This window comes from Aeromonas sp. Y289-2, assembly GCF_027705925.1.
Classification (GTDB): domain Bacteria; phylum Pseudomonadota; class Gammaproteobacteria; order Enterobacterales; family Aeromonadaceae; genus Aeromonas; species Aeromonas veronii.
In genome coordinates, this window is the sequence record NZ_JAPDCH010000010.1 from 1 (window position 1) to 11933 (window position 11933).

An 11933-nucleotide genomic window follows, 5' to 3' on the forward strand; every position below is an offset into this window, starting at 1 on the left:
GCGGGAATAGCTCAGTTGGTAGAGCACGACCTTGCCAAGGTCGGGGTCGCGAGTTCGAGTCTCGTTTCCCGCTCCAATCTCTCTTCAAATTCAGTATCTTTCCCCCCAAGCTCACGAATTAAGTTTCTCCATACAATCGCAGCCACATTCAGTTGGTAGAGCATGATCCGCGCTTGCCAAGGCTGGGGTCGCGAGTTCGAGTCTCGTTTCCCGCTCCAATCTCTCTTCGAAGTTTTCATAATCCCTTTGAATTTCCCCTCACATCGCGCTGCGATGCTTTGTCGTATCTGGCGTTTACTCAGCGTGTCTCTGCCACCTCCTGCAAACAGGAAGGGGGTACGAGTTCATTGTGCGGGTTGTACGTGGGAAAGGTGGTTGGCAGGAAGAATTGCGGGCAAAAAAGAGGAGGGGCCTTGGCTCCTCCTGCATGATTCACTGGCGCGGGCTTAGACCAGAGTAACGTTTTCAGCCTGAGGGCCTTTTTTGCCCTGGGTCACAGTGAACTGGACTTTTTGACCTTCAGCCAGGGTTTTGAAACCAGTGCTCTGGATGGAGGAGAAGTGAACGAATACGTCCGGACCCTGGGATTGTTCAATAAAGCCAAAACCCTTGGTTTCGTTGAACCATTTTACCTGGCCGGTGCGAATGTCAGACATGTGCTAAATCCTATCAATAACAAAATGAAACTAAGCCCGTGCTGGGCTGCATTTGCCTTGCAATCAGGGGTTGGCTCATGACTGACCACGTCTCTTTGTCCCAGTAGCACGTAGAACAATCCCTGTCTAAAGCACAAACGATTGTACGTTAGCGCCGATCCTTGTCAATTTGACCCCTTTCGTTTTTTGAACAAGCTAAAAATATTGTGAAGTCAGTAGCTTATTTGAAGATATTTGACTGAAAAAAAACGGGAGGCCAGCGCCTCCCGTGTTGTTATTCCTTGAGGGCGAACCCTTCGCCCTGCCGGTCGTAGCGGTAAACCGCCTGACCGTAGGAGCGGATCTCCACCCGCTGGATGCGGCGGGTGTCGTCCACCAAGATGAAGATAGAGCGGCCCGATTGCAGGCGGGTCAGGGGGCGATCCGGCCCCTCGATGGCGATCAGGCGGCTCAACTCGGCACCGGGTAACTCGAATTTACGCCAGATGGAGTAGAGGGTCTCACCCGCCTGCACATCGTGTTGCAGCCAGGTGCCGTTGACCTTCTCTTCGACCGGCTTGGCTGCCGCGGGGGCACTGCCTGCCGCGCCACTGCCGACAGTTAGAGCTTGAGCAGGCACGGCCAGCGGCACTTCCAGTGAGCCGGAAGGGGCTGCTTTGGGGGCGGATGGTGCCGGCTCCCAGGCCAGTACCAGCAACCAGAGCGGGATCAGGATCAGCAGACCTATGGTGTTTTTGCGGGGCAGCGGGCTGGACAGCTTGAATTTGCCTGCTTTGGCATCCTGGCGGCGTTGGCCGAGGTTGCTCATCCCTTGGCCAAAACGTTGGCGCAGGGACAGGGTCGCGGCATTGATGCGATGGAGCAGGGATCCTTGTGATTCGTCTTGGCGACGCTGCTGGGCTCGTCTGTTATGGCCTCGTGGGCGACGGTCCGGGGTGGGCACGGCATTTACCTCTCACTACATTGCCTGCCATCAGGCAAATTCGTCGCCTATGGTAAACGGACTCGCCCCCGAGGGGGAGAGTCCTGAGGCGGAAAATTATCAGCTGAGACGAAATTGACCCAATAATTGCTGCAATTTGTCGGCAGCCTGACGCAAAGCCTGGCTGGCTTTGGCCGTTTCGGTCGCATCCTGAGCAATGTCGTTGGCCAGTGCGTTGGTTTTTGACAGGTTGCCGGAGACGGTTTCTGAGACCGAGCTCTGCTCTTCGGCGGCGGAGGCGATCTGATAGGTCATGTCGTTGATGGTGGAGATGGCCTGGTAGATGCTGCCGAGCGCCTCTTCCGCCAGATCCGCCTCGCCCACCGCCTGATGGGTCAGCTGCTGGCTCTGGGTGATGGCGTTGACTGCATTGGTGGAGCTGAGGCGGATCTTCTCTATCAACTCCTGGGTGTTCTGTACCGCCTGTTGGGTATTGCCCGCCAGTTTGCGCACCTCGTCGGCGACTACCGCAAAGCCGCGGCCCTGTTCGCCAGCCCGTGCAGCCTCGATGGCGGCGTTGAGAGCCAGCAGGTTGGTCTGGTCGGCAATCCCCTGAATGACGGTGAGGATGCTGGTGATCTGGGCGCTGTCGTGAGCCAGCCCTTCCACCACTTCGGCCCCTTTACCGGCTTCTGCCGCGACCTTGTGCATCGACTGGATCACCTGCTGGAAGCGCTCCTTGCCCTGATCGGCGGCGCCTTGCGCCTGTTTGGCCGAGTCGGCGGTATTGTTGGCGTGGGTCGCGACCTCCTGACTGACGTAGGACATCTCCTGCACCGCGGTCAGCATCTGCTCCATCTCCGCCTGATGGTGCTGCAGGTTGTTGTCGGTCTGACCGGCGATGCGATCGGTGTCACCGGCGTAGCGGTTCACCTCGCTGGCAGTCTTGAGCACACCCCCGAGCAGCCCTTGCAGCTTGTCGATAAAGCGGTTGATCCCCTTGGCGAGATCCCCCAGCTCATCCACCGAGCGGGTTGCGAGACGTTTGGTGAGGTCCCCTTCACCATCGGCGATGTCATCCACCAGGCTGACCATCTGGCGGATGGGACCAGTGATGCTGCGGGCAATCACCAGCATGGTGGCCAGCGCCAGCACCAGTACGATAAAGGCACCGACCAGCTGCTGGGTCACCGCGGCCCGGTTCATCTCATTGAGCTGGCTCTCCAGTTGATCGGCGCCCGCCAGTACCACCTTGTAGGGCAGGGTGACGATGATGGCCCAGTTGCGGCTCATTCCCGGCACCATGATGGGGACGGAAATACGGAATGACTCGTCCAGCTCTTGACGCTGAACTTCCGGTTTCAGGTACTGCTGCCACTGGTTGCCCAGCACCTTACTTGCGCTGCTGCCGAGCAGGCTGGCATCGCCGCTGGTGCCGGTGATGACACCGGCGGCGCTGACGATCAGGGTTTCGCCCTTGCCGTCATAGATATTGCTGTTGAGGCTCTTGGCCTGACGGCTGATGGAGTCCACCGCCAGATCCAGCGCGGCGATCCCCTTGAACTGACCATCCACCATGATGGGGGTGGTGATGGTGCTCACCAGCACCTGCTGGCCGTTGATATCCACCTTGAAGGGATCGATGAGGCAGGAGCGTCCTTCCCGTTTCGGGCAGGCGTAGTAGTCGTTGGCCGGGTTGCCGAATTCGTCCGGGTCGGTTTTTTCGATGGAGAGCAGCAGATCGGTACCGATTTGATCCTTGTCGCGATAGAAGTAGGGCACGAAGCGCCCCTTGTCATCACTGCCCAGCGCACTCTGGCCAGCAAAGCTGGCATCCTGACCGTCGAAACCGTTGGGCTCGAAGCCGGCAAAGGCGCCATAGAGCTGGGGCTCCAACGCCAATTGTGCCTTGAGCAGGTCGGTGGCCTGCTGGCGATCCAGCGGCAGTTTGCCCTGTTGTTGCAGGGCGAGGGCGCTGGCCATCTGCTGGGTGTAGGAGAGCCCTTTTTGCAGCAGTTGGGTGATGGTGGCCGCCTCGGCGCGGGCATTGGCGCTGACCTTCTGCCATGCCTCCTGTTGCAGCGCTTCACGGCTGGAGCTGATGGTGAGTTGTTGGGTCTGTTTGCCGGAGTATTGGTTGAGCAGGATCAGGATGACCAGGGCTGCGGTCATGGCGATCCCGGCCATCACTAGAATGCGATTCTGGATAGAACGGAACTGCATCGTCTCTTCCTTGTTCGTGAGAAGTGTGGTGAGCGTTATTTGGGTATCGACCGGAGGAGGCAGCTCTCCAGCATTGTGCATAGCAAATCGGAAACGGGGCTTCTGTTTTGCGATCCTCTTCAAATATCGGGCTACAGATACAAATGGCGACAGATTTAATCCCCTACTTTAGCCCGCAATGGCGTCATGGTTTTCCCATCCGTGATTGTCGGTGCTAAAATGCGACGGTTTTTTCTAACGAATTGGCCCAAGGCCCTCTACACAAGGCTTAAAGATGAAAGTCAAAACCCGTTTTGCTCCCAGCCCGACCGGCTTTTTGCATGTCGGCGGTGCCCGTACCGCACTCTATTCCTGGTTGTTTGCAAAGAACCAGGGCGGTGAGTTCGTGCTGCGTATTGAGGATACCGATCTGGAACGTTCCACTCAGGAGGCGATCGACGCCATCATTGAGGGCATGGAATGGCTGGAGCTGAACTGGGATGAGGGCCCCTACTACCAGACCAAGCGCTTCGATCGCTACAACGGTCTGATCGACGAGATGCTGGCTGATGGCCGCGCCTACAAGTGCTACTGCTCCAAAGAGCGTCTGGAAGCGCTGCGTGAAGGCCAGATGGCCAATGGCGAGAAGCCCCGCTATGACGGCAAGTGCCGCGACCACGCCCACGATCACCCGGCCGATGCGCCGCACGTGATCCGCTTCCGCAACCCGACCGAAGGTTCCGTGGTGTTCGATGACCACGTCCGTGGCCGCATCGAGTTCGCCAACACCGAGCTAGACGATCTGATCATCCGCCGTACCGACGGCGCGCCGACCTACAACTTCTGCGTAGTGGTCGATGACTGGGATATGGAGATCACCCACGTAGTGCGTGGTGAAGACCACATCAACAATACCCCGCGCCAGATCAACATCTACAAGGCGCTGAACGCGCCGGTGCCGGAGTTTGCCCACGTCTCCATGATCCTGGGTGACGACGGCGCCAAGCTCTCCAAGCGCCACGGTGCAGTTTCCGTGATGCAATACCGCGACGATGGCTACCTGCCGGAAGCGCTGCTGAACTATCTGGTGCGTCTGGGCTGGTCCCACGGCGATCAGGAGATCTTCAGCCTGGAAGAGATGATCAAGCTGTTCACCCTGGATGCTATCTCCAAGTCCGCCTCAGCTTTTAACACCGACAAGCTCTTGTGGCTGAACAACCACTACATGCGCAGCCTGGATCCTGCTTATGTGGCCAAGCACCTGGCCTGGCACATGGAAAACCAGAAGATCGACACCAGCAATGGCCCGGCACTGGCCGACGTGGTCACCCTGCTGGCCGAGCGCTGCAACACCCTGGTTGAGATGGCTGCCCAGAGCCGCTATCTGTTCGAAGAGTACGAAGCCATTGACGAGGCGGCCGCCAAGAAGCACCTGCGTGGTGTGGCTGCCGAGCCGCTCACCTTGGCCAAAACCAAGCTGGCTGCACTGGATAGCTGGACCACCGAAGCGCTGCACGAGCTGATTGAAGCGACCGCTGCCGAGCTGGGTCAGGGTATGGGCAAGGTTGGTATGCCGCTGCGCGTGGCCGTCACCGGTCTGGGCCAATCCCCTGCCATCGACGCCGTAATGGCACTGGTGGGCAAGGAGCGCGTACTGGCGCGTATCGACCGCGCACTGGCTTACATCGAAGCCCGCATGGCTGCCGAGTAAGTGCTGCCGATGTGGCAGACGAGGGGATTACCCCGCTCTGCCACATACTGAATAGCAAAAATCCGAAACCACTGGTTTCGGATTTTTTTATGGCCAGCGCACAGGCCGAAAATACTTTGGATAAAAAAATGCCAGTCAGCTGACTGGCATTTTTATTGGGACAGAGTGCCGCTTAGTGGCTGTCGACCCAGACGAACTTGAGCACGAACAGCAGGGCGACCACAAGCACGCAGGGGTTGATTTCGCGCCAGCGACCGGTGCCCGCCTTCATCACGCAGTAGGAGATGAAGCCGACGGCGATCCCCTCGGTGATGGAGAAGCTGAACGGCATCATGACGGCGGTCATAAAGGCCGGTACCGCTTCGGTCAGATCTTCCCACTTCACCCGGGTCAGCTCGGAGCACATCAGCACGCCCACATAGATAAGGGCGCCAGCGGCGGCATAGGCCGGCACCATGGCGGCGACCGGAGAGAAGAAGATCGCCAGCAGGAACAGCAGGCCGACCACAATGGCGGTCAGACCGGTACGGCCGCCGACGGCGACGCCGGAGCTGCTCTCGATAAAGGCGGTAACCGAGGAGGTGCCCATGAAGGCGCCGCCGACGGAACTGACGCTATCGACCATCAGCGCCTGTTTCATGCGCGGGAAGTGGCCCTTGTCATCGGCCAGCTTGGCGCGGTTGGTGACGCCGATCAGGGTGCCGGAGGAGTCGAACAGGTTGACCAGCATAAAGGAGAAGATGATCCCGGCGAGGCTGATATCGAGCGATCCCATCAGATCCAGCTGGCCGAACACCGGTTCGATGCTGGGGGGCATGGAGACAAAGCCCTTGAAGGTGACATCGCCAAACAGCCAGCCCAGACCGGTAGTGACCACGATGGCGATCAGCACGGCGGAGTGGACGCCGCGGGCGGAGAAGATGCAGATCAGGAAGAAACCGAGCAGACCCAGCAGGCAGGGCAGGGAGGTGAGATTGCCCACGGTTACCATAGTCGCGGGGCTGGCCACGACGATCCCGGCGTTGTGCAGGCCGAGCAGGGCGATCAGCAGACCGATACCGGCGGTGATGCCAACCCGCAGGGTGAGCGGAATGTTGCCGATCAGCCAGTAGCGCACCCGCAGCAGGGTGAGGATCAACAGACCCATGGCGCCCCAGAAGATGGTGCCCATGCCCACTTGCCAGGAGTAGCCCATACCTGCAACCACCACGAAGGCGAAGAAGGCATTGAGGCCCATGGCGGGGGCCAGCGCGATCGGCAGGTTGGCCAACAGGCCCATCAGGATGCTGCCGATACCGGCGATGAGGCAGGTGGTGACGAACACGGCCTGGGTGTCCATGCCCGCCGCAGAGAGGATCTGCGGGTTGACGAACACGATATAGACCATGGTCAGGAAGGTGGTGATACCGGCGATCACTTCGGTGCGGGCGGTAGTGCCATGGCCTTGCAGGGCAAACAGGCGCTCAAGCAATCCTTGCCCGGCGGCCTGATTGGCAGCTTGGTGTTGTTGATTCATGTTGGATTCCAATAGGTGACGTGAAATAAGCAGCAGGGGAACGGGCTATCCCATCCATGCGGGGTAAATTGCCCTGTTTCTGGCGGTTAAGTAACCAGACTCGTCCTGATACCGTGACAGCGCGCACATTTTTACACAGGCGGCGCCGTTTACAAACCCCGGATCTGCGAAGCAGATCAATGAATAGAGTAAAAATTCAAACGTTTGCTTTTTGAGCGTGAAAAAAGGTTCTCAGCAGAGAACCTTTTATCGAAAATTGGGGGCTTAAAGGGTCTTGAAGTAGCGCTCGACCAGCTGGGCCAGCACCGAGTCGAGCCGGTCTTGTACCTCACCCAGCTCGCGGCCGAAGCGGCGCAGAAAGAGGCTTGCCTGCTCTTCGGTCAGCTTGCGCCCCTCGATAAAGAACTCCTGCTCCGGTAGTTGCTTGTCGTAGCGGGGGATCAGCACCCAGCTCACCAGCTCGGGCTCCACGGCGGCAAAAATCTTGGCGGCAGCAGCACAGAAGGTCTCTATGTGCTCCTTGCCATCCGGCCCGAGGCAACCCGGTTCAACCCGGATCTGGATGGTGAGTTTTTTCTCTATGGGGGTCGTCATCGTGCTACATCCATGCAAAGGCATCCGTCTAGGATTGTAAGTCAAAAGGCAAGAGAAAGGGGAGCCGAAGCTCCCCTCAACACGCAGTCAGCCTTATTTGGCGATGCGCTTATATTTAGCGCGGTGCGGCTGGATCGCCTCGGCGCCGTAGGTCTTCTTCTTCCACTCTTCGTATTCGGTAAAGTTACCTTCGAAGAACTCGATCTTGCCCTCATCCTGATAGTCCAGGATGTGAGTGGCGATACGGTCGAGGAACCAGCGGTCGTGGGAGATGACCATGGCACAACCCGGGAACTCCAGCAGGGCGTTCTCGAGGGCGCGCAGGGTTTCGATATCCAGATCGTTGGTCGGTTCATCCAGCAGCAGTACGTTGCCGCCGGTCTGCAGCAGCTTGGCCAGATGCAGACGACCGCGCTCACCACCGGAGAGTTCGCCAACCCGCTTCTGCTGGTCGGAACCCTTGAAGTTGAAGCGGCCGATATAGGCGCGGCTCGGGAACTCGTAGTTGCCGATGCGCAGGATATCCTGACCATCAGCGACCTCTTCGAATACCGTCTTCTTGTCATCCATGCTGTCGCGGAACTGATCGACAGAGGCCAGCACCACGGTTTCACCTAGCGTGATGGCGCCGGAATCCGGCTGCTCCTGACCCGACATCATGCGGAACAGGGTCGACTTACCGGCACCGTTCGGGCCGATGATGCCGACGATGGCACCCTTCGGAATGGCAAACGACAGATCGTCGATCAGCACCCGATCACCGTAGGATTTGCGCAGGTTGGCCACTTCCACCACCTTGTCGCCGAGGCGCGGTCCGGGCGGAATGAACAGCTCGTTGGTCTCGTTGCGCTTCTGGTAGTCGTTGGTGTTGAGCTCTTCGAAGCGAGCCATACGGGCCTTGGACTTGGCCTGACGGCCTTTCGGGTTTTGACGAACCCACTCCAGCTCTTTCTCGATGGACTTGCGGCGAGCCGCTTCGGAACTGGCTTCCTGCGCCAGACGTGCGTCCTTCTGCTCCAGCCAGGAGGAGTAGTTGCCTTCCCACGGGATACCTTCGCCGCGGTCCAGCTCCAGGATCCAGCCTGCCACGTTGTCGAGGAAGTAACGGTCGTGGGTGATCGCCACTACAGTGCCTTCGTAGTCGTGCAGGAAGCGCTCCAGCCAGGCCACGGATTCCGCATCCAGGTGGTTGGTCGGTTCGTCCAGCAGCAGCATGTCCGGCTTTTCCAGCAGCAGACGGCAGAGCGCCACACGGCGGCGCTCACCACCGGAGAGGTGTTTGATCTTGGCATCCCAGGCCGGCAGGCGCAGGGCATCGGCCGCACGCTCCAGCTGGTTTTCCATGTTGTGGCCGCCCTGGGCCTGGATGATGGCTTCCAGCTCGCCCTGTTCGCGGGCCAGCTTGTCAAAGTCAGCATCCGGGTCGGCGTAGGCCGCATAGACCTCGTCCAGGCGGGCCATGGCGCGCTTCACCTCGCCAACGGCCTCTTCGACCGCTTCGCGTACGGTCTGCTCCGGCTCCAGCTTCGGCTCCTGCGGCAGGTAGCCGATCTTGATGCCGGGCTGCGGACGGGCTTCCCCTTCGATCTCGGTATCGATGCCTGCCATGATGCGCAGCAGGGTCGATTTACCGGCGCCGTTCAGACCCAGTACGCCGATCTTGGCGCCCGGGAAGAAGCTCAAGGAGATGTTCTTGAGAATATGACGCTTGGGCGGCACTACCTTGCCGACCCGGTTCATGGTGTAAATAAATTGAGCCATTGGCTAATTCTCTTCCTTTTCAGCAGGTTAATGTCATGGCATTAACAGACTGATGTCGTGGTGGGGCCAGGTCGACACAGGTCAACCGGGTTCCAAAAAACCCGTCGATTGTAAACCAACGGACGAGGGGGGGCAAAGGTGGCACCCGGCTATGTCCCCCCTTTGCCGCAGCGGTCACGCCTTGCTGCATCAGCCGTGCAATTTGGGCATGATGTGGGCTGCCGTTTTGTTCCGGAGCCGTCATGAAACTATCTCCTCAAGCCCCCTCACTGGCCGCCTTTCTCTGCACAATGGGATTGGACGCCGCGCTGAGCGAAGCCATCAGCCTGCGCTTGCCACGGCAGACACTGCGCGCCGGTCAGGTGCTGTTGGCGCAGGGGTCAGAGCAGGAAGCTGCCTTCTATATCGAAGTGGGCATCGCTCGCGCCTGCCACTACACCCGGGACGGACAGGAGCGCTGCAAGGAGTTCTACTTCGAAGGGGAGCTCTGCCTGCTCTATGACAGCTGGCTCACTGGGTCGCCCGCCCGCTACCAGCTGGAGGCGCTGACGGAGTTGCAGGTGGTGCGGGTGCCGCTCACCCTGCTGGATGAGCCCGCTTGGCAGCCGGTTTGCGTGGCCCTGCTACGCCTGCAGCTCGGTTACAAGGAGCGCAAGGAGGCGTTTTTGCTGCTTCACTCTCCCGAGGAGCGTTATCGGGAGCTCTGCCACACCTTCCCTCACTGGCCTGCGCGGCTCACTCAGGTGCAGCTCGCCAACTATATCGGTATCAGTCCGGTCACTCTGTCACGGATCCGCAGGCGCATTAACACGGGTTAATGCCGCTCTCCGACCATCCCCTCAAGCTGCGCCATCCAAATGACGGATGAGGTGTGGATGATGTCGCTGTTTCTGTGGTCGCAGCTGGTGGTGAGCCTGGCCTTGTTGCTCGATCTGTTGTCGTTTCAGTTGCGGGATCGCCGCAGGATCCTGGCCTGTCTGGCCCTCTCCTGCGCGCTCAATGCCGGTCACTTTGCCCTGCTCGGGCAGTGGTCGGCCGCCAGCCTGTTGCTGCTGGCCAGTATGCGCTTTGTTGTGAGTATCTGGCTGGTTCGCCGCATCTTGATGTGGTTTTTCATGGGGTTGGCCTGTGCGGCTGCGCTGGCGACCTATCAGGGCCTGCTCTCATGGATCGGGCTGCTGGCGAGCCTGCTGCAAACCCGGGCGGCCTTCTGCCAGGATGATCGCCTGCTGCGGCGCTGGATGCTGCTCGGCACCCTCTGTTGGTTTGGCAATAACCTGCTGGTGGGTTCACCGGTGGCAGCGCTGATGGAGGGGCTGTTTCTGGTCAGCAATCTGGTGGGTTACTACCGCCACTATGGCTTCGATTATTGTGGGCGTGCCCGCCACAGTGGCCGCAGAAAGAGGCGTGTGTCGCCTTCCGATCGGGCGAGCTTCTGATTTTCCGCTCAGGGCTGTTTGTGGCCAGCGAAGTAGAGCACCCGTTTCACATACTCCTGCGTCTCGTCATCGGGTGGGATCCCGCCATAGCGTTCCACCGCTTTTTCCCCGGCATTGTAGGCTGCCGAGATCAGTACCCAGTCGCCATCGAAGCGGCGATCCAGCCATTTGAGATAACTGACGCCACCCTTGATGTTCTGGGCTGGATCGAATGGCCGGGTTACCCCGAACCGTTGCTGGGTTTCGGGGATGAGCTGCATCAGCCCTTGGGCATTCTTGGGGGAAACGGCACGGCTGTTGAGATTGGATTCGGCGATGGCAATCGCCAGTACCAGCCGGACATCCACCTTATGGTGTTTGGCTGCGTGGCGCAGCATGGTGACCAGTTTTTGCTTGGCAGGAGGCTGGCGGGCAACCCAGGTGTCGACATTGAAGGGGGTGGAAGGGAGCCCGGCCAGATAGCCACCCTGACTGCCACGGATCCCGATGCCGCACTGATCACCCATGGGGGCATTGCCGATGCGAGCGTTGTAGTAGCGGGCAGCCTGTCGGTTACCAAGGCGCATTGCCATGGCGAGGTAGCTGTTGGCCAGCTTGGCGCTGCGCACCGAGGCGGGGCCGGTGGCGAGCAGGCGGCCGATCCGGAAATATCCCTCTGGGTTGCCGGTACTGGCGGCGACACAGTAGAGGGCGATGGCCTTTTGCAGATGACCGTGTTGCTGGGCCACTTGACCCTGCTTGATCGCCGTCAGCGCCTTGGGGGCCTGTCTGAAATCCCTGCCTTGTGCCATCGCCCGCGGCGTACCTGCCAGTAACAACGACAAAAAAAGCAGCAAAAACAGTCCGTTTTCGCTGATGTGCCTCATGGGTTATCTCCTGTTTGAGTACAGAAGATATAGAGGAACATGGCTGCTATCGCCACGAACCCAGTGGATCATGTTGTTATAGCGGGGGGATTTCAGAGAGCAAAACGGTATGGAACTTATAGGCTAGCCAATTGTGCCCTCAATCTAAAAATAGATTGCAAGGGACGTATTATTGGTCAGGCTGAGCTCCATCAGCTCCATCAGCTCCATCAGCTCCATCAGCTCCATCAGCTCCATCAGCTCCATCAGCTCCATCAGCTCCATCA

10 protein-coding genes and 1 tRNA gene are annotated in these 11933 nt (G+C 59.3%); 4 read left to right on the forward strand and 7 right to left on the reverse strand.

The genetic code is table 11. The features are described from left to right. Window positions 1–76, forward strand: a tRNA-Gly gene (locus OKC43_RS14785). Window positions 77–446: 370 nt separating this feature from the next. On the opposite strand, the gene OKC43_RS14790 is transcribed toward OKC43_RS14785, so the two are convergent. From OKC43_RS14790 to OKC43_RS14800, 3 genes are all read right to left on the reverse strand, one after another. Continuing rightward, on the reverse strand, window positions 447–656 hold the full coding sequence (locus OKC43_RS14790) for a cold-shock protein (RefSeq protein WP_005338972.1): 210 nt from the start codon (window positions 654–656) through the stop codon (window positions 447–449). A gap of 274 nt (window positions 657–930) precedes the next feature. After that, complete coding sequence (locus OKC43_RS14795; RefSeq protein ID WP_047436096.1) at window positions 931–1599, reverse strand: LysM-like peptidoglycan-binding domain-containing protein; 669 nt, start codon at window positions 1597–1599, stop codon at window positions 931–933. A gap of 99 nt (window positions 1600–1698) precedes the next feature. Beyond that, window positions 1699–3801: a methyl-accepting chemotaxis protein gene (locus OKC43_RS14800; RefSeq protein ID WP_236271664.1), complete on the reverse strand. Its 2103-nt coding sequence runs from the start codon at window positions 3799–3801 to the stop codon at window positions 1699–1701. Between the two features lie 274 nt (window positions 3802–4075). Between OKC43_RS14800 and gltX the strand changes: the two genes are divergently transcribed. Further along, entirely contained in the window at window positions 4076–5491 is a 1416-nt protein-coding gene (gene gltX, locus OKC43_RS14805; RefSeq protein ID WP_236271665.1) for a glutamate--tRNA ligase, read from the forward strand. A gap of 172 nt (window positions 5492–5663) precedes the next feature. On the opposite strand, the gene OKC43_RS14810 is transcribed toward gltX, so the two are convergent. From OKC43_RS14810 to ettA, 3 genes are all read right to left on the reverse strand, one after another. Next, complete coding sequence (locus OKC43_RS14810; RefSeq protein ID WP_005343409.1) at window positions 5664–7007, reverse strand: NCS2 family permease; 1344 nt, start codon at window positions 7005–7007, stop codon at window positions 5664–5666. A gap of 264 nt (window positions 7008–7271) precedes the next feature. Beyond that, a complete protein-coding gene (locus tag OKC43_RS14815; RefSeq protein WP_005343410.1) occupies window positions 7272–7601 on the reverse strand; it encodes a hypothetical protein in 330 nt (109 codons plus the stop codon). 93 nt (window positions 7602–7694) lie between these two features. Beyond that, on the reverse strand, window positions 7695–9362 hold the full coding sequence (ettA, locus tag OKC43_RS14820; protein WP_005338959.1) for an energy-dependent translational throttle protein EttA: 1668 nt from the start codon (window positions 9360–9362) through the stop codon (window positions 7695–7697). A gap of 242 nt (window positions 9363–9604) precedes the next feature. Between ettA and OKC43_RS14825 the strand changes: the two genes are divergently transcribed. Both OKC43_RS14825 and OKC43_RS14830 read left to right on the forward strand, forming a co-directional pair. Continuing rightward, window positions 9605–10180, forward strand: a complete 576-nt coding sequence (locus OKC43_RS14825; protein ID WP_236271666.1) for a Crp/Fnr family transcriptional regulator — start codon at window positions 9605–9607, stop codon at window positions 10178–10180. A 57-nt stretch (window positions 10181–10237) separates the two neighbouring features. Beyond that, the gene (locus OKC43_RS14830) at window positions 10238–10801 is read left to right on the forward strand and encodes a YgjV family protein (protein ID WP_236271667.1); all 564 of its coding nucleotides are present in this window, start codon (window positions 10238–10240) and stop codon (window positions 10799–10801) included. 8 nt (window positions 10802–10809) lie between these two features. On the opposite strand, the gene OKC43_RS14835 is transcribed toward OKC43_RS14830, so the two are convergent. Further along, complete coding sequence (locus OKC43_RS14835) at window positions 10810–11667, reverse strand: lytic transglycosylase domain-containing protein (RefSeq protein ID WP_236271668.1); 858 nt, start codon at window positions 11665–11667, stop codon at window positions 10810–10812. Window positions 11668–11933 lie beyond the last annotated feature (266 nt).